Raw genomic sequence first — 16,839 nt, 5'->3', positions numbered from 1 at the left:
TAACTCCGCCTTGCCGCATACTTCATTTTTCTGCGACTATGATCGCTCGAATATCACAGCGAATAAGCCGCAAGCACGATGAAGAACGAAAAACCCGCGCGGAAAAACCACGCGGGTTCAATGGCATGCACAGATGTTCTGCAGTCAGTCCTTATCGCCGAAGAACCTCCAGACGAGGCCGCCAATCGCACCTCCGGCAAGCGGCGCGATCCAGAACAGCCAGAGTTGCTGCAGCGCCCAGCCGCCGACGAAAAGCGCCTGCCCCGTCGAACGCGCCGGATTGACGGAGGTGTTCGTTACGGGGATCGCGACGAGGTGAATCAGCGTCAGTCCCAGGCCGATCGCAAGCGGTGCAAAGCCGGCGGGCACCCTGCTGCTTGTCGATCCGAGGATGATGATCAGGAAAAACATGGTCAGCAGAATTTCGATCAGCAGCGCCGAAAGCAGCGAATAACCACCGGGAGAATGTTCGCCATATCCGTTGGCGGCAAACCCGCCGAGCTCGAAACCCGCCTTGCCGCTGGCGATGAGATAGAGCGCTGCAGCAGCAACAATGGCGCCGATCACCTGTGCGACGATATAGGGAATGAGACGCGCCGCAGGAAACCGTCCCGCAACAACAAGACCAAGAGAAACGGCGGGATTGAAATGACCGCCGGAAATACCGCCCACGGCATAGGCCATAGTGACAACGGTCAAACCAAACGCCAGCGCCACGCCGGCAAAACCGATTCCAAGTTCGGGATAGGCGGCCGCGAGCACGGCACTGCCGCATCCGCCGAAGACCAGCCAGAACGTGCCGAGAAACTCGGCAGCAAGATTTTTCTGCATGTGTGCCCCTTCATTCTCTCAACCAGAGAGCACTTTATCAATCAATTGCAATTTGATTCCGGTCAAGTTCGGGGCTACCTCCCGACAAGCCTGGCGCAAGGTTGAGAAACCGCTGAGACTAGGGGAGACGGATACCCACATCGGTGTGGCCCAGTCACACCATCGCACAATGTCGCCTGCGTCAGATTCTTGCGTGTCCGGGCATTTTCTCAGCCTTAAAATTGCGTTAAGAGCGACACCTCCCAAGCAAATCGATAAAAAATACTGATTGGAATGAACATGACAGAAGCGATCTCCGTATCGCCGAGCCCTTCGAGCAGCACGCAAGTCAATTCCCCCGCACGCGTCCTGATCGCCAGCCTCATCGGCACCACGATCGAATTCTTCGACTTCTACGTCTATGCGACGGCAGCCGTCCTCGTCTTCCCGCACCTCTTCTTCCCCTCGAGCGATCCGACCTCTGCGCTGCTGCAGTCTCTCGTGACCTTCTCGATCGCCTTCTTCGCCCGCCCCTTCGGCGCCGTGGTCTTCGGCCATTTCGGCGACAAGGTCGGCCGCAAGGCGACGCTGGTGGCAGCCCTGATGACCATGGGCTTGTCGACCGTGGTGATCGGCATTCTGCCCGGCTACGACTCGATCGGCATCGCCGCGCCGCTGCTGCTTGCGCTGTGCCGCTTCGGCCAGGGTCTCGGCCTCGGCGGCGAATGGGGCGGCGCTGTGCTGCTCGCCACCGAAAACGCACCTCCCGGCAAGCGCAGCTGGTACGCCATGTTCCCGCAGCTCGGCGCGCCGATCGGCTTCATCCTTTCCTCCGGCTTCTTCCTGATTCTCGCGGAAACCATGAGCAACGAGGACTTCCTCGCCTATGGCTGGCGCATTCCCTTCATCGCCAGCCTCGCGCTCGTCGCCGTCGGTCTCTATGTCCGCCTGAAGATCGCCGAAACGCCGGAATTCCAGAAGGCCGTCGAAAAGCACGAGCGCGTCGCCGTTCCGGTCGCGACCGTCTTCCGCGGTCATCTGCGCAGCCTGATTCTCGGCACCTTCATCGCCGTTGCCACCTTCGTGCTCTTCTACCTGATGACGGTCTTCACGCTGTCCTGGGGCACCACACCTCTGGAAAAGGGGGGGCTTGGCTATTCGCGTGAGCAGTTCCTGGTCGTCCAGCTCGTCGGCGTCGTCTTCTTCGGCCTGACGATCCCGCTCTCCGGCTGGCTGTCGGACCGTTACTCGCGTCGCCTGATCCTGACCCTGACGACGATCGCGATTGCGATCTTCGGCTTCTTCTATGCGAGCCTGCTGACGGCGGGCCTGACCGGCGCCTTCCTTTGCTCGATCATCGGCCTCGGCCTGATGGGCTTCACCTACGGTCCGATCGGCGCTGCCCTGGCAGCCCCCTTCCCGACCATGGTGCGCTACACCGGCGCCTCGATGACCTTCAACCTCGGCGGCATCTTCGGGGCTTCGCTCGCCCCCTATATCGCCACCTGGCTCGCAACCAACTACAGCCTCAACTATGTCGGCTATTACCTCGCCGCCTCGGCTGCGATTTCGCTGATCTGCATCCGGCTGTCGGGCCGCGAAGAAGTCTGAACCTCATACTTCCTGAACAAGAAGCCGCGACGCTCACCGTCGCGGCTTTTTTTATTGATGCGATCGGCAGTTCCGGCTAGCGAAGACCTCTACGGTCGGAACAGGGAGAAGATCATGCGATGCCTCGTCACCGGTGCAGCCGGCTTCGTCGGCGCTCCTCTTGTCGAACGGCTGTACAGGGAGCAGATTTGCGACGTAGCGGTCACGACACGATCCCCGACATCAGCCCTCCCGCCGGATATCAGGCATTTCCCAATCGAGATCACCGAGAAGACTGATTGGACGACAGCACTCGAAGGCGTCGATGTCATCGTCCATCTCGCCGCCCGCGTTCACATCATGAACGATCGCTCGGCCGATCCGCTGGCGGATTTCCGCCGGGTCAACACAGCCTCGACGCTCAACCTTGCCGAACAGGCGGCGCGCGCCGGCGTGAAGCGTTTCGTCTTCATCAGCACCATCAAGGTCAACGGCGAAGAAAACGATCGGCCGTTCCGGCACGACGATCAGCCGAAGCCGATCGATCCCTACGGCATTTCGAAAATGGAAAGCGAAATCGGCCTTCGGGAGATCGCCGCCCGCACCGGCATGGACGTCGTCATCGTCCGACCGCCGCTGGTTTATGGCCCCGGCGCGCGCGGCAACTTCGCCCTGCTCGTCGGCCTTGTCCGCAAGAAGCTGCCCCTGCCCTTCGCGTCACTGAAAAACCGCCGCACGCTGGTCGCGGTACAGAACCTCGTCGACATGATCATCACCTGCATGCAGCATCCGGCGGCATCTGGCGAAATATTCCTCGCAGGAGATGGTGAGGACCTGTCGACGCCGGGATTGATCGAGGGTATCGCCGCAGGCCTCGGCGTCAAACCGATGCTCCTTCCCTTCCCGCCGTCCCTGATGCACATGGCAGCCAGGGTCACGGGAAAGGAAGCCGTCTATCAGCGCCTCTGCGGCTCGCTGCAGGTCGATATATCCCACGCGCGCGACGTACTGGGCTGGTCGCCCGTCGTCACATCGCGCGAAGGTTTAAGGCTTGCGGTAAAATAGCGCTTACTCTGTCGTCACGCCCTGGAAGGGGCGAACCTCGCGACCTGGCATGAAGAGCCCGAGACGCTTGATTTCCCATTCGAGCTTGATGCCCGCAGTTTCGAAAACCTTGCGGCGCACTTCCTCACCCAGATATTCCAGATCGTAGCCCGTCGCCTGCCCCATGTTGATCATGAAGTTGCAGTGAAGCGACGACATCTGCGCACTACCGATGACGAGACCGCGGCAGTCCGCCTCGTCGATCAGCTTCCAGGCCGAATGACCCTCGGGATTCTTGAAGGTCGAACCTCCGGTCTTTTCGCGAATCGGCTGCACCGTCTCGCGATGGTTACGAACGGCATCCATCTCGGCGCGGATCTTGGCGCGATCGTCGGGATAACCCTCGAACAACACCGAGGTGAAGATCAGATCATCTGCAGCATCCGAATGGCGATAGGAATACCCCATCTCGGCATTCGTCAGCAGATGCTTGTTGCCCTTGCGATCGATCGCCTGGACCTCGATGACACGATCCTTCGTTTCGGACCCGTTGGCGCCGGCATTCATGCGGGCAGCACCACCGATGCCACCCGGAATGCCGTAATAGAAAGCAAAGCCACCGATGCCATTATCCATTGCCATGGCGGCCACATGCTTGTCGGGGCAGATGGCGCCAGCGTGAATGCGGTTTTCGCCAGCGAGTTCGACAAAGCCGAAGCCCTTGGCCGACAGGCGCAGAACGACGCCCGGAATTCCGCCATCGCGCACTAGGATGTTCGAACCGACGCCGACCACCGTCAGCGGCACTTCATCCGGCAGGATCTTCAGGAATGCGATAAGGTCGTCCTCGTCATGCGGCTGGAACATCAGCTCGGCCAGACCGCCGGCGCGGAACCAGGTGACGCGGTCCATGGGGGCATCCGGCGTCAGTCGGCCGCGAATGTCCTTTACGCCTTCTCCAAGAGAGGCAAGAAGCTTTTCCCCGTTAACCTGTTTCATGCGGATTTTCCTGAAAGGTCTTGCAACTGCTTCGGCAGCGCCGCTGCCCAATATGTAATGCTACCAGCACCCAACAGAACTACAAAGTCCCCGGGTTTTGCAATCTCTGCTACCATCTGCGGTAGAGCTTCCGCCGAAGGAAGGAAGCGCGCATCGCGATGACCACCCGATTTGATGCGGGAAACCAGCGATTCCGAATCCGCACCCTCGATGGCGTCCTCGCCCGCAGCATAAACAGGCGCGATGAAAATGCTGTCCGCATCATTGAAGCAGGCGGCAAATTCCTCGAACAGGCTCGACAGGCGGGTATAGCGGTGAGGCTGGTGCACGGCGATGATACGGCCCTTGCAGGCCTCGCGGGCGGCGCGCAGCACCGCCTTGATCTCGACCGGATGATGGCCGTAGTCGTCGAAGATCTGCACGCCGTTCCATTCGCCGGTCAGCGTGAAGCGCCGCTTCACGCCGCCGAAAGAGGCAAGCCCCTTGGCGATATCCTCGCGGGACATACCGAGGCGGTTGGCGACGGCGATGGCCGCAGTTGCATTCGAGATGTTGTGACGGCCGGGCATCGGCATGACGAGATCGTCAAGCCTGATGACCTCGCCGGTGCGGCGGCGGCGGATTTCAACGTCGAAGATCGAGCGCGTGCCGTCGATGCGCACATTCATGAAGCGCACATCGGCCTGCGGGTTTTCGCCGTAGGTGATGACCTTGCGGTCTTCGATCCGGCTGACCAGCGCCTGAACCTCGGGATGATCGAGGCACATGACGCCGAAGCCGTAGAAGGGAACATTCTCGACGAATTGCCGGAAGGCGGCGCGAACGGCATCGAAATTGCCGTAATGATCGAGATGTTCAGGATCGATATTGGTGACGACGGCGACATCGGCCGGCAACTTCAGGAAAGTGCCGTCGGACTCATCCGCCTCGACCACCATCCACTCACCCTCGCCCATGCGCGCATTCGTGCCATAGGCATTGATGATGCCGCCATTGATGACGGTCGGGTCCAGCCCGCCGGCTTCGAGCAGCGTGGCGACGAGCGACGTGGTCGTCGTCTTGCCATGCGTGCCGCCAATGGCAATCGCATTACGAAAACGCATCAGCTCGGCCAGCATTTCAGCGCGGCGCACGACAGGCAGCAGTTTCTCGCGTGCGGCAATGAGTTCCGGATTGCTCTTCTTGATCGCGGTCGACACGACAACGACTTCGGCATCGCCGAGGTTTTCCGCCTTGTGGCCGACAAAGACTTCGATGCCTTTATCGCGCAGGCGCTGAACGTTGGCGCTGTCGGACTGATCCGATCCCTGCACCTTGTGGCCGAGGTTATGCAGCACCTCGGCGATACCGCTCATGCCGATACCGCCAATGCCGATGAAATGAACGAGGCCGATCGCCTTTGGCAGCTTCATACGCGTGCCCCCTTGAATTCTGCAACTGTCCTACCGGCGGCAATAGCCTCAACCATGTCGGCAAGCAAGTTCGCCGCATCCAGTTTTCCTGCAAGCTTGGCGGCAGCCGCCATGCTCGCAAGCTTTTCAGGATCGTTCATGACATGCGTCAGAATAGAGGCGATGCGCTCGGGCGAAAGCTCGGATTGGGCGATCACCTTGGCTCCGCCGGTCGCCGCCAGCGCTGCGGCATTGGCCGCCTGATCGTGGTCCAGCGCATGCGGATAAGGCACCAGCACGGCCGGACGGCCGATGACCGAGATTTCCGAAACCGTCGAGGCGCCGGAGCGGCAGATGACCAGATGCGCCTTGGCAAGACGCTCCGCCATGTCGTTGAAAAACGGCGCAATATCCGCAGCCATCTGCAGCTGCACTACACACCCGCGCACCGTCTCCATATCCTCCGAGCGAACCTGTTGGGTTACCCGGAGCCGCGCGCGCAGCGCGTCGTCGAGCAGGCTGATCGCCGTCGGCATCGCCTTGGAGAAATATTGTGCGCCCTGGCTGCCGCCGAAGACCACGAGATTGAAATCCTCGCCCGGATGCGACGGTATGTAAGGCTGTTCGGCCGCGGCAAGGATCGCCGGCCGCACAGGATTGCCGGTCGCAATCGTCTTGTCGGAAAACGTGCCGCCGCTCTCGGGCAGGAAGCCGCCGGCAATCGCCCTGACGCGCGGCGCAAGCGCCTTGTTGGCACGCCCCATGACGGCATTCTGCTCATGCAGCATGGAAGGCACACCGAGGCGGCTGGCGGCAAGCAGCGGCGGCACTGTCGGATAACCGCCGAAGCCAACGACGATCACGGGCTTCAATCGCTGGATCAGCCGCTTTGCGGCGCGCATTCCGGTCCAGAGCTTCCACAGAGAACGGGCAACGGCCACGGGGTTCTTGGAACTGATTGTCGCCGACGACACGACATGGATCTCGTCGGCCGGAAACTTACCGGCATATCGCTCGGCACGACTGTCGGTGACGAGATGCACGGAATAGCCGCGCTCTTTCAGCTTGAAGGCCAGCGCCTCTGCCGGAAAGACGTGGCCGCCAGTTCCGCCGGCGGCAAGAAGGACGATGCCCTTGCTCATAATGCCCTACTCCGCCGGCATGCCGTGCGGCACGCGGAAGAGGCTCCGGTCCTGCGCACGTTTTTCCGGGCGATGGCGCGTCAGCGCCAGAATGAAGCCGGCCGTCACGCAGATCGCCACCATCGACGAACCGCCGTAGGAAATCAGCGGCAGCGTCATGCCCTTGGCCGGCAGCAGTTCGAGATTGACGCCGATATTGATGATCGACTGGATGCCCATCTGCAGCACAAGGCCTGCGACGGCAAAGCGATTGAAGTCGTTGCGTTCGCGATAGGCATGCGACAGGCCGCGCAGCACCAGCACGGTGAAGATGACGACGAGCGCGATGCAGAAGACGATGCCGAATTCCTCGGCCGCGACCGAAAAGATGAAATCGGTATGCGCATCCGGAATGATGCGCTTGACGATGCCTTCGCCCGGCCCCTGCCCGAACCAGTCACCACGGATGATCGCCTCGCGGGCGGTATCGATCTGGAACGTATCGCCTTCGCCGGTAAGGAACTTGTCTATTCGGCCCGCCACGTGCGGGAAAACGTAGTAGGCGGTCACAAGGCCGCCGGCACCGCCGACACCCAGCACGATGATCCAGAGCCACGGCATGCCAGCCATGAAGAACATCCCTCCCCAGACAGCCGTCGTCAGGATCGTCTGGCCAAGGTCAGGCTGTGCCACGAGCAGGGCGACGACGATGCCGAACAAGATGATGGCGAAGAGATTGCCCGGTATCTCCGGCTGGCGCGCATGTTCGGCAAAGAGCCAGGCGCAGACCACGACGAAGGCCGGCTTCATGAATTCCGACGGCTGGATGGAAAGGCCGGCGATCCAGATCCAGCGCCTTCCACCCTTGACCTCCTGGCCGAAGAACAGCACCAGCAGCATCATGGCGAGTGCCACGATCAGCAGGATGATTGCGGTGCGCCGCACCTGGCGCGGCGTCAGGAACGAGAGGCCAAGCATGACCGCAATCGACGGGATCATGAAGGCGGCGTGGCGCTTGACGAAATGGAAGGGCTCCAGGCCGATGCGCTCGGCAACTGCCGGCGAAGCCGCAAAGGAGAGCATGAAGCCGATGCCCATCAGGAAGAGGAACAAGGCCAGGAAAAAGCGGTCGATGGTCCAGAACCAATCCGCCAATGCTCCACGTTCCGCGCGGCTCACCATGTCATTTGTCTCCTGTTGCCGAATTGATCAGCATGGTCACGCCGTCAAGGGAGGCCACATGGCCGACAAAGGCATCGCCCCTGACTTCGAAGTTCTTGTACTGGTCGAAGCTTGCGCAAGCCGGGGATAACATCACGGCCACGGGACCGGTTTCATCCTTTTCGGCGTCAGCTGCGGCATGCGCCACGGCCCGTTCCAGCGTGCCTGATATTTCGTAGGGTGCCGCCTCGCCGAGCGTCGCGGCAAATTCTGCCGCCGCCTCACCGATCAGATAGGCCTTGGCGATCCGCGGGAAATAGGGCGCAAGCGTCGTAATACCGCCCGCCTTCGGCAATCCGCCGGCAATCCAATAGATCCTGTTATAGCTCGAAAGTGCCGGAGCCGCAGCATCCGCATTCGTCGCCTTGGAATCGTTGACGAAGACGACATTACCGCGCCGGCCGATCGGTTGCATGCGATGCTTGAGGCCGGGGAAGGATGCAAGACCCGCACGGATGTCCTCGGCGGAGACACCCACCGCAAGGCAGGCGGCGACCGCGGCAGCAGCGTTCTGTGCATTGTGACTGCCGCGCAGCGTCTGGATGCCGTCGAGATCGACGAAGGGCAGCATGGCACCACCCGCTGCCTGGATGAGCTTCGTGCCTTCGGCATAAATACCGTCGGCCAGCACATTGCGGCGGGATATCCGCATCACCTTCACGCCTGCCCGCTCGATACGGTCGGCAATCAGCGCCGAATGGCTGTCATCGACGCCGACCACAGCGACATCGCTGCCGGCGACCAGCCGTTCCTTGACATCCGCATAGTGCTGCATCGTGCCATGCCGATCGAGGTGATCGGGCGTCAGGTTGAGCAGGATGCCGGCGGACGGATTGAGCGTCGGCGCAAGATCGATCTGGTAGGAGGAGCATTCGACGACGAAATAGCGCTCGCTTTTCGGCGGATCGAGTGTCAGCACGGCCGTGCCGATATTGCCGCCGAGCTGCGTATCGCGGCCACTCGAGTTCAGGATATGGGCAATCAGCGCCGTCGTCGTCGATTTGCCGTTGGTCCCCGTGATCGCGATGAATGGGCAATCGGGAGCATGCGCCCGGCGCTCGCGCACGAAGAGTTCGACATCGCCGACGATATCGACACCGGCAGCACGCGCGAGATCAACGGTCCAGTGCGGCTTCGGATGGGTGAGCGGCACGCCGGGAGAAAGCACGAAGAGCGCCTGCGCGCTCCAGTCGATCGTGTGCAGGTCGGCGGTAGTAATGCCTTCCGATGCGGCCTTGGCAACGCTGTCAGGATTGTCGTCCCAAGCTGTGACATCAGCACCGCCAGCGATCAGCGCCTTGGCGGTCGCTGAGCCGGAGCCGCCGAGACCGAAGAGAGCGACCTTCTTTCCTGCAAGCGTCGTGACCGGGATCATGACCGCCTCACCGCAGCTTCAGGGTGGAAAGGCCGAGCATGGCAAGGCCGACGGCGATGATCCAGAAGCGGATCACCACCTGGCTCTCAGTCCAGCCCTTCTTTTCGAAATGGTGGTGGATCGGCGCCATGAGGAAGACGCGTCGGCCAGTCATCTTGAAGAAGCCGACCTGGATGATGACCGACAGGGTTTCTATGACGAAGAGGCCGCCGACAATCGCCATGACGATCTCATGCTTGGTGGCGACGGCAACCGTACCGATCGTGCCGCCGAGCGCCAGCGACCCGGTATCCCCCATGAAAATCGCCGCCGGGGGGGCGTTGAACCAAAGGAAGCCGAGGCCCGCGCCGATAACGGCGCCGAGCACGACGGCAAGCTCGCCAGTACCGGGCACGAAATTGATCTGAAGGTAATTGGCAAAGACCGCATTACCGGCGAGATAGGCGATGATGCCGAAGGCGGCGGCGGCAATCATGACCGGCACGATAGCAAGGCCGTCGAGGCCATCAGTCAGGTTCACGGCATTGCCGGCGCCGACGATGACGAAGCCGCCGAAGACGACGAACATGATGCCGATATTGATCAGGAAGTCCTTGAAGAAGGGAAATGCAATCGAGGAGCCGAAGGTGGAGCCTGCCGGACCCGAGACGAGCGCCGTGCGCATCATGAAATAGACGGCGATGCCGGCAATGATGAACTCGATGCCGAGACGCGCCTTGCCCGAAAAGCCCTTGTGGCTCTGCTTGGTGACCTTGAGATAATCGTCATAGAAGCCGATGGCGCCGAAGCCGAGCGTCACGAGCAGCGTCGCCACGACATAGACATTGGAAAGATCGGCCCAGAGCAGCGACGCGCCGACGATGCCGGCAAGGATCATCAGGCCGCCCATGGTCGGCGTACCGGCCTTCTTGAAATGCGTTTGCGGCCCATCGGCGCGGATCGGCTGGCCCTTGCCTTGCCGGATGCGCAGCGAGTTGATGATAGCAGGCCCGAAGAGGAAGACGATCAGAGCGGAGGTAAAAAGAGCGGCACCCGCCCGGAAGGTAATGTACCTGAACAAATTCAGAAATTTGAAATATTCCGACAGTTCGACAAGCCAAATCAGCATTCAAGGCCCCTTTTACCCGATCATAGTTCGCGTTGCGTGTCTGAAACTGGCGGGTACTTGTCAAGGAGCGCGGCGACAATCTTGCCGAAACCGATCCCCAGAGACGACTTCACCATCAACACGTCGCCAGGTGCGATCGAGTTCAATACGAATTCCAACAATTCTTCCGTCTTCTCGCGATGCTCGACTGCGACGCTGTCGGGAAGCGATTCTTTCAGCACCACCATCTCAGGCCCCGCGAGCCAGACATGTTCGAGACCGGCGGCCAGTAGCGGGCCGGCAAGATCCGCATGCACCTGCTCGGCAAATTCGCCCATTTCCAGCATGTCGCCGAGCACGGCGATGCGGCGTCCCCGGCCGGTCGGTTCGGCTGTCGCAAGCAGCGCGATCGCCGCGCGCATGGAGGCCGGATTGGCGTTATAGCTCTCATCGATCAGCGTGAAGCTGCCATTGCCGATCGGAAGCCTGTAGCGCTTGCCCCTGCCCTTTTCCGGCTTCAGCGTCGCAAGTGCTTCGATTGCCTTGTCGAGGCTGGCGCCGACGATCGTCACGACACCCAATGCAGCCAGCGCATTCTCAGCGATGTGGCGGCCCGGCGCGCCGATGCGCACTTCCTTGGTATCGCCTCCAACCGTCATCCAGAGCGTCGAGCTTTCGTCCGAGCCGTTGAATTCAGCGAGACGGAACTCCGCCTTGGCATGCTGGCCAAAGGAATGGATCTTCGTGATGCCGAGCGCCTGGGCTGCCTGCTCGAGGAAATTGAACTGATCATTGTCGCGGTTGAGAATGACGTCGCCGCCGGGCTCCAGCCCCTCGAAGATTTCCGCCTTGGCGGCGGCGATTTCCTGAACGTTCTGGAAATTACCGAGATGGGCCGGCGCGATCGTCGTGATGACAGCGACATGCGGTCGGATCATCTTCACAAGCGGCCTGATCTCGTCCGGATGGTTCATGCCGACCTCGAACACGCCGAAATAGGTGTCGATCGGCATGCGCGCCAAGGTCAGCGGCACGCCCCAATGATTGTTGAAGGAAGCAACGGACGCATGCACCTTACCGGAGGGAGACAGCACATGGCGCAGCATCTCCTTGGTCGTCGTCTTGCCGACCGATCCGGTGACGGCAATGATCTTCGCCCGCGAACGCTCACGCGACGCAAGCCCCAGACGGCCGAGCGCGACAAGGACATCCTCGACCACGATCATCGGCACCGTCAGGCGGCCCATGGCCGGTAGGCGGGCCTCGCTGACGACCAGCAGCGACGCGCCGTTTGCCATTGCCATGGAAGCATAATCGTGCCCATCAACGCGGTCGCCTTTAATCGCGAAAAAGGCTTCACCAAGCGCAATCGAGCGGCTGTCGATGGAAATACCGGTAATACCCTGCGGCAGCGAGCCGAACGGACGGCCCGCCATCGCGGCGATCATGTCTTCGGTGGTCCAGAGCCAGTTCATGGTACCCGCTCCTCCAAAGCCTTGCGCACTTCGGCATGATCGGAAAACGGCAGCGTGACGCTGCCGACCGTCTGCCCTTCTTCATGTCCCTTACCGGCAACGATCAGCGTATCGCCGGATTTCAGCTGCAGAACCGCCTCACGTATCGCCTGGGCGCGGTCGCCGATCTCGGAAGCGCATTTGGCCGCGGCCATGATCTGGCCGCGGATCGCAGCCGGCTCTTCCGAGCGCGGATTATCATCGGTGACGATGACGACATCGGCAAGCCGGCAGGCGATCTCGCCCATAATCGGCCGTTTGCCGCGGTCACGGTCTCCGCCGCAGCCGAACACGACGATGACGCGGCCCGTCGTGAACGGACGCACCGAGTTTAGCACATTTTCCAGCGCGTCCGGCTTGTGGGCGTAATCGACATAGGCGAGCGCGCCGTCCTTGGTATGACCGACCAGCTCAAGACGGCCGGAAGCACCCTGCAGCTTTTCGAGTGCCGCCATCGCGATCTTTGCCGGAACGCCGGTCGACATGGCGAGCGCCGCAGCAACCAGCGCATTGGCGATCTGGAAATCCCCGGCAAGCGGAATATCGACTTCGAAGATCTCACCTTCGGTATGGACTTCCGCAACCTGCTTGTGACGGAAATGCTCGACACGCTTCAGCGTCAGATAGGCACCCTTGCGGCCAACCGTACGCACATCGTGGCCGGCAGCCGTCGCCGCCTTGATCGCCTGCTCCGACCACGGATCGTCTGCGAAGATGATGGCAGGCGAGCCCTTCGGCAGCACCCGGTCGAAGAGATGCATCTTGGCGGCCATATAGTCTTCGACCGTCGGATGGTAATCCATATGGTCGCGGCCAAGATTGGTGAAGGCGGCAGCTGCGAGCTTCACGCCGTCGAGGCGATACTGGTCGAGGCCGTGGCTGGAAGCCTCCATCGAGGCATGCGTGACGCCTTCATCGGCCAGTTCAGCGAGCAGCTCGTGCAGCGATACAGTATCAGGCGTCGTCAGCGATCCATATTCATTGCGTGTCGGCGAGATGACGCCGGTCGTGCCGATCATCGCGGCCGCATGGCCGGCATGCCCCCAGATCTGCCGGGTAAAGGAAGCAACCGAGGTCTTGCCGGCCGTGCCCGTCACCGCAACCATCGTTGCCGGCTGGCGGCCATAGAAATGCGAAGCGGCAACTGAGAGGAAACGGCGCGGCTCGGCAACGACCAGAACCGGTACGGAGGTCTCGGCCGCATGCGATGCGATGACGACGGCAGCACCTTTGGCAACCGCATCAGCGATGAAACCCGCACCATCGGCCTTGGAGCCGGCAATCGCCACGAAAGCCATTCCGGGTGCGATCTTCCGGCTGTCGGAAGACAATCCTGATATATCCAGCGCCCCGGCCGGTCCTTCAAGTTCAGCTTTGAGTTCCGGAAACGCATTTCCGGCAAGGTCCCGCAATTTCATCGAATGCACTTTTCTGGTTCAGGCCGACCGCCCCTTACGAATCGACACCGACATTGATTCACACTCAATAAGACACCAACAAGGCCGAACCGTCTTCGCCAAATTCCGGTTCCACACCGAGGATGGGGGCAGCGCGGCGCACGATGTTCTTGACCATGGGGGCTGCCGTATAGGCTGCGATACGCTGGTGCTGCTCACCGTCAAGCGGTTCATCGCAGAAGGTCAGCACCACATACTTCGGATTGTTGATCGGGAAAGCCGCCAGAAAAGCGTTGAAATTCAGGTTGCTGGCGTAGCGACCGTTGACGACCTTGTCGGCCGTGCCGGTTTTGCCGCCGACATGAAACCCTGGCACATCGGCATTGCGGCCGGAGCCTTTCACGCCATTCAGCTTGAAGAGATAGCGGATATCGTCGCTGGTGCTTTTCTTAATGACCATTTCGGCGACTTCATCGGCCTGCTCGCGGTTGCGCGGCAAAAAGGTCGGCTCGATTAGCTTGCCGCCATTGATGAGCGCGGCACCGGCAACCGCCGTCTGCAGTGGCGTGGTGGCCACGCCATGGCCGAAGGAGATCGTGATGGAGTTGATCTTTTTCCAGACGCGCGGCTGGCTCGGCATCTTCACTTCGGGCAGCTCGGTCTGCATCTTGGAGAGCAGACCGAGACGCGTCAGATATTCCTTCTGCATCTCCATGCCGACGATGTCGATCATTCTCGCCGTGCCGATATTAGAGGAATATTCGAAGATTTCGGGCACGGTCAGCCAGCGGCGCTGGCCGTGGAAGTCGTGAATGGTGAAGCCCCCGATGCGGATCGGGTTCGTGGCGTCGAAACTGTCTTTCAGCGAGACCTTGCCGCTGTCGATCGCCATGGCGGTCGAGAACGTCTTGAAGGTCGAGCCCATCTCGAACGTGCCGTTCGACATGCGGTTCAGCCAGCCGTCCTTGGAGCCTTCCTGCGGATTGTTCGGATCGAAATCCGGCGCAGACGCCATGGCGAGCACTTCGCCGGTATGGGCATCCAGCACGACGGCCCCTGCCCCCTTGGCCTTGTAGTTGACCACGGCATCGGCAACGACATCGCGTACGATCGCCTGCACGCGCACATCGATCGAAAGGCGCACCGGCTCCAGCGGCTGGTTGCTCGTCATGCCGACCGAGGCGAGATCGGCAAGCCCCTGATCGTCTATATATTTCTCCATGCCGGCAACGCCGCGGTTGTCGATGTTGACATAGCCAAGGATATGCGCGGCCGTCGCGCCGCCCGGATAGAAGCGGCGCTTTTCCGGACGGAAACCGATGCCGGGAATGCCAAGCGCCAGGATCTGGCTCTGCTGCTTCGGTGTCAGCTGGCGGCGCAGCCAAGCGAAATGCGAGGTGCGGTTCGAGAGCTTCTTATAGGTGTCCTTGACGTCGAGGTCGGAAAGCACCGTCTGCAGCTTCTCTACGGCCTCGTCGGTATCGACGATCTTGTTCGGCTCGGCAAACAGCGAAACGGTGCGGATATCGGTCGCCAGCACTTCACCGTTGCGGTCGACAATATCGGGGCGCGACGCCATCAGCCGGTCGGGCGGCAAGATAGACGAGACCGATTCCGGTTCCTTCATCGCATATTCGACCATACGGGCGCCGATGACCGCATAGAGGGCGGTAAAGCCGACGATCAGCAGGCCGACGCGGCTCCTGGCCTGCCCGGCCCTGCGCTTGCGCGAGCCTTCGATCGCCATGCCCGAGGGGGCGCCGAAACGGTCGTAGACGCCGGCGGAAAAATGCGCCTGGCTCTTCAGCACCATGATGCGGGAAAGGAAGGACATTATTCCACCGCTCCCGTTTCGATCTGGTCCGCGTCTTCGGCTTCGCGGGGCGCTGGCATCGGGATCGGTTGAGCCTTGGCGGCAGCACCCGGCTTGGCGCCCGCCTTGGCTTCGGTGATATCAGGCGGAGGAACCTGCGACTTCAGCATCGGCAGCTCGCGCGCATGGGCAAGCGAGGTCGAATCCGTCGGCTGCAACTGCAGCTCGCTGTTATAGGCATTGACCAGCCGCTCCAGCCGGTTCGGCTGCGATTGCAGCGCCCAGTCGGCCTTCAGGAGATCGATCGTGTCCTTCTCGAGCTTGATCTCCGCTTCGAGGCGATGAACCTCCTCGAGCTTAAGCTCCGCGCGGTGCTTGATCGTATAGGTGACGGCGGCTGCCGCTGTCATGATGCCGATGAGCACAAGATCGAACGTTCTCAGCATATCAACCTCCAAGCTTTCCGAGGCTGGCAAGATTTGGGAATCCGAAGAGCGACATGTCTTCGGATTCAGCGGGGGCGGTGGTGCGCTGGCCGGCGCGCAGCTTGGCGGAACGGGCACGCGGATTGGCCTGAGCTTCTTCTTCGCTTGCAGAAACCATCGACTTGCCGACCGGCTCGAAGGTCGCGGCGCGCTCATGCGCAATGGGCAGATGGCGGGAGCCGGAAGCCTTGCCGGCACGGTCGGAGAAGAACTTCTTGACGATACGGTCTTCCAGCGAATGGAAGGTGACGACGACGAGACGGCCGCCGGGCTTCAGCGCCCGCTCGGCAGCAAACAGCGCCTGCGCCAGCTCGCCGAGCTCGTCATTGACGAAGATGCGCAGCGCCTGGAAGACGCGCGTTGCCGGATGGATCTTGTCCTTCATCTTGCGCGGCGTCACCAGCTCGATCAGGCCGGCGAGATCGCGCGTCGTCTCGAAGGGTTTTTCGACGCGGCGCTTTTCGATAGCGTGCGCGATACGGGGCGCCTGATTTTCCTCGCCGAGATAGTGGAAGATCCGGATGAGATCGGCGACCTTGGCGCGATTGACGACATCGGCGGCGGAAACACCGGCAGCCGACATGCGCATGTCGAGCGGCCCGCTCTTCTGGAACGAGAAGCCGCGCTCGGCCTCATCGATCTGCATGGAGGAAACACCGATATCGAGCACCACGCCATCGAGCCCGCCATCGGGCGCATGATCGGCAAGTTGCGAAAATTGCGAATGGATGAGCTTGAGATGACCGCCATGGGCGGCGACGAGCGCCTGGCCGGCGGCAATCGCCGTCGGATCGCGATCGAGCGCGATCACATCGGCACCTGCGTCGAGAATGGCGGAGGTATAGCCACCCGCACCAAAGGTGCCATCGAGGATGACCTTGCCGGAAAAAGGCTCCAGCGCCGCAAGCACTTCCTTGAGAAGAACCGGAATGTGGCGAACCGGTCCGCCACCGGCTTCAGTTGAACCTCCGCCAGGATTCGCCGCCATTCCG

Annotated in this window: 14 protein-coding genes; 2 read left to right on the top strand and 12 right to left on the bottom strand. The window is 61.4% G+C overall.

What is annotated here, in order from left to right:
* Nucleotides 1-144: 144 nt before the first annotated feature.
* Entirely contained in the window at nt 145-831 is a 687-nt protein-coding gene (gene aqpZ, locus J2X71_RS33755; protein ID WP_310389344.1) for an aquaporin Z, read from the bottom strand.
* Nucleotides 832-1,110: 279 nt separating this feature from the next.
* Between aqpZ and J2X71_RS33750 the strand changes: the two genes are divergently transcribed.
* On the top strand, nt 1,111-2,421 hold the full coding sequence (locus J2X71_RS33750; protein ID WP_310389342.1) for an MFS transporter: 1,311 nt from the start codon (nt 1,111-1,113) through the stop codon (nt 2,419-2,421).
* 114 nt (nt 2,422-2,535) lie between these two features.
* Nucleotides 2,536-3,465 (top strand): SDR family oxidoreductase, encoded by a 930-nt coding sequence (locus J2X71_RS33745; protein WP_310389340.1) that lies wholly within the window; start codon nt 2,536-2,538, stop codon nt 3,463-3,465.
* 3 nt (nt 3,466-3,468) lie between these two features.
* Here the strand turns inward: J2X71_RS33745 and murB are convergent, their stop codons facing one another.
* The 11 genes from murB to rsmH form a co-directional block, all read right to left on the bottom strand.
* Nucleotides 3,469-4,443 (bottom strand): UDP-N-acetylmuramate dehydrogenase, encoded by a 975-nt coding sequence (murB, locus tag J2X71_RS33740; RefSeq protein WP_310389339.1) that lies wholly within the window; start codon nt 4,441-4,443, stop codon nt 3,469-3,471.
* The gene (gene murC / locus J2X71_RS33735) at nt 4,440-5,855 is read right to left on the bottom strand and encodes a UDP-N-acetylmuramate--L-alanine ligase (protein ID WP_310389338.1); all 1,416 of its coding nucleotides are present in this window, start codon (nt 5,853-5,855) and stop codon (nt 4,440-4,442) included. The genes murB and murC overlap by 4 nt, the downstream gene beginning before the upstream one ends.
* Entirely contained in the window at nt 5,852-6,976 is a 1,125-nt protein-coding gene (murG, locus tag J2X71_RS33730) for an undecaprenyldiphospho-muramoylpentapeptide beta-N-acetylglucosaminyltransferase (RefSeq protein WP_310389336.1), read from the bottom strand. The genes murC and murG overlap by 4 nt, the downstream gene beginning before the upstream one ends.
* Nucleotides 6,977-6,982: 6 nt before the next feature.
* Complete coding sequence (ftsW, locus tag J2X71_RS33725; protein ID WP_007824016.1) at nt 6,983-8,137, bottom strand: putative lipid II flippase FtsW; 1,155 nt, start codon at nt 8,135-8,137, stop codon at nt 6,983-6,985.
* Nucleotide 8,138: 1 nt separating this feature from the next.
* Nucleotides 8,139-9,551: a UDP-N-acetylmuramoyl-L-alanine--D-glutamate ligase gene (murD, locus tag J2X71_RS33720; protein WP_310389333.1), complete on the bottom strand. Its 1,413-nt coding sequence runs from the start codon at nt 9,549-9,551 to the stop codon at nt 8,139-8,141.
* A 7-nt stretch (nt 9,552-9,558) separates the two neighbouring features.
* Nucleotides 9,559-10,659, bottom strand: coding sequence for a phospho-N-acetylmuramoyl-pentapeptide-transferase (mraY, locus tag J2X71_RS33715; protein WP_113324358.1), 1,101 nt, complete (start codon nt 10,657-10,659; stop codon nt 9,559-9,561).
* Between the two features lie 20 nt (nt 10,660-10,679).
* Nucleotides 10,680-12,113 (bottom strand): UDP-N-acetylmuramoylalanyl-D-glutamyl-2,6-diaminopimelate--D-alanyl-D-alanine ligase, encoded by a 1,434-nt coding sequence (locus tag J2X71_RS33710; RefSeq protein WP_310389330.1) that lies wholly within the window; start codon nt 12,111-12,113, stop codon nt 10,680-10,682.
* Entirely contained in the window at nt 12,110-13,570 is a 1,461-nt protein-coding gene (locus tag J2X71_RS33705) for a UDP-N-acetylmuramoyl-L-alanyl-D-glutamate--2,6-diaminopimelate ligase (protein ID WP_310389328.1), read from the bottom strand. Before J2X71_RS33705 ends, J2X71_RS33710 begins: the two co-directional genes overlap by 4 nt.
* A 64-nt stretch (nt 13,571-13,634) precedes the next feature.
* A complete protein-coding gene (locus J2X71_RS33700; RefSeq protein ID WP_310389326.1) occupies nt 13,635-15,383 on the bottom strand; it encodes a penicillin-binding protein 2 in 1,749 nt (582 codons plus the stop codon).
* A complete protein-coding gene (locus J2X71_RS33695) occupies nt 15,383-15,808 on the bottom strand; it encodes a hypothetical protein (RefSeq protein ID WP_113322231.1) in 426 nt (141 codons plus the stop codon). The genes J2X71_RS33700 and J2X71_RS33695 overlap by 1 nt, the downstream gene beginning before the upstream one ends.
* Nucleotide 15,809: 1 nt before the next feature.
* Nucleotides 15,810-16,835 carry a 16S rRNA (cytosine(1402)-N(4))-methyltransferase RsmH gene (gene rsmH / locus J2X71_RS33690; protein WP_310389322.1) on the bottom strand — a complete coding sequence of 342 codons (1,026 nt, stop codon included), beginning with the start codon at nt 16,833-16,835 and terminating at the stop codon, nt 15,810-15,812.
* Between the last annotated feature and the right edge of the window lie 4 nt (nt 16,836-16,839).

It is taken from the genome of Rhizobium sp. 1399, assembly GCF_031455475.1.
Taxonomy (GTDB): domain Bacteria; phylum Pseudomonadota; class Alphaproteobacteria; order Rhizobiales; family Rhizobiaceae; genus Rhizobium.
The sequence above is the reverse complement of the archived record's forward strand: the minus strand, read 5'-3'. Positions and strand labels throughout refer to the sequence as shown.

Bases quoted from the DNA above. Each gene is read 5' to 3' on its own strand.
- aqpZ (WP_310389344.1), bottom strand. From the start codon at position 831: ATGCAGAAAAATCTTGCTGCCGAGTTTCTCGGCACGTTCTGGCTGGTC.
- J2X71_RS33750 (WP_310389342.1), top strand. From the start codon at position 1,111: ATGACAGAAGCGATCTCCGTATCGCCGAGCCCTTCGAGCAGCACGCAA.
- J2X71_RS33745 (WP_310389340.1), top strand. From the start codon at position 2,536: ATGCGATGCCTCGTCACCGGTGCAGCCGGCTTCGTCGGCGCTCCTCTT.
- murB (WP_310389339.1), bottom strand. From the start codon at position 4,443: ATGAAACAGGTTAACGGGGAAAAGCTTCTTGCCTCTCTTGGAGAAGGC.
- murC (WP_310389338.1), bottom strand. From the start codon at position 5,855: ATGAAGCTGCCAAAGGCGATCGGCCTCGTTCATTTCATCGGCATTGGC.
- murG (WP_310389336.1), bottom strand. From the start codon at position 6,976: ATGAGCAAGGGCATCGTCCTTCTTGCCGCCGGCGGAACTGGCGGCCAC.
- ftsW (WP_007824016.1), bottom strand. From the start codon at position 8,137: ATGGTGAGCCGCGCGGAACGTGGAGCATTGGCGGATTGGTTCTGGACC.
- murD (WP_310389333.1), bottom strand. From the start codon at position 9,551: ATGATCCCGGTCACGACGCTTGCAGGAAAGAAGGTCGCTCTCTTCGGT.
- mraY (WP_113324358.1), bottom strand. From the start codon at position 10,659: ATGCTGATTTGGCTTGTCGAACTGTCGGAATATTTCAAATTTCTGAAT.
- J2X71_RS33710 (WP_310389330.1), bottom strand. From the start codon at position 12,113: ATGAACTGGCTCTGGACCACCGAAGACATGATCGCCGCGATGGCGGGC.
- J2X71_RS33705 (WP_310389328.1), bottom strand. From the start codon at position 13,570: ATGAAATTGCGGGACCTTGCCGGAAATGCGTTTCCGGAACTCAAAGCT.
- J2X71_RS33700 (WP_310389326.1), bottom strand. From the start codon at position 15,383: ATGTCCTTCCTTTCCCGCATCATGGTGCTGAAGAGCCAGGCGCATTTT.
- J2X71_RS33695 (WP_113322231.1), bottom strand. From the start codon at position 15,808: ATGCTGAGAACGTTCGATCTTGTGCTCATCGGCATCATGACAGCGGCA.
- rsmH (WP_310389322.1), bottom strand. From the start codon at position 16,835: ATGGCGGCGAATCCTGGCGGAGGTTCAACTGAAGCCGGTGGCGGACCG.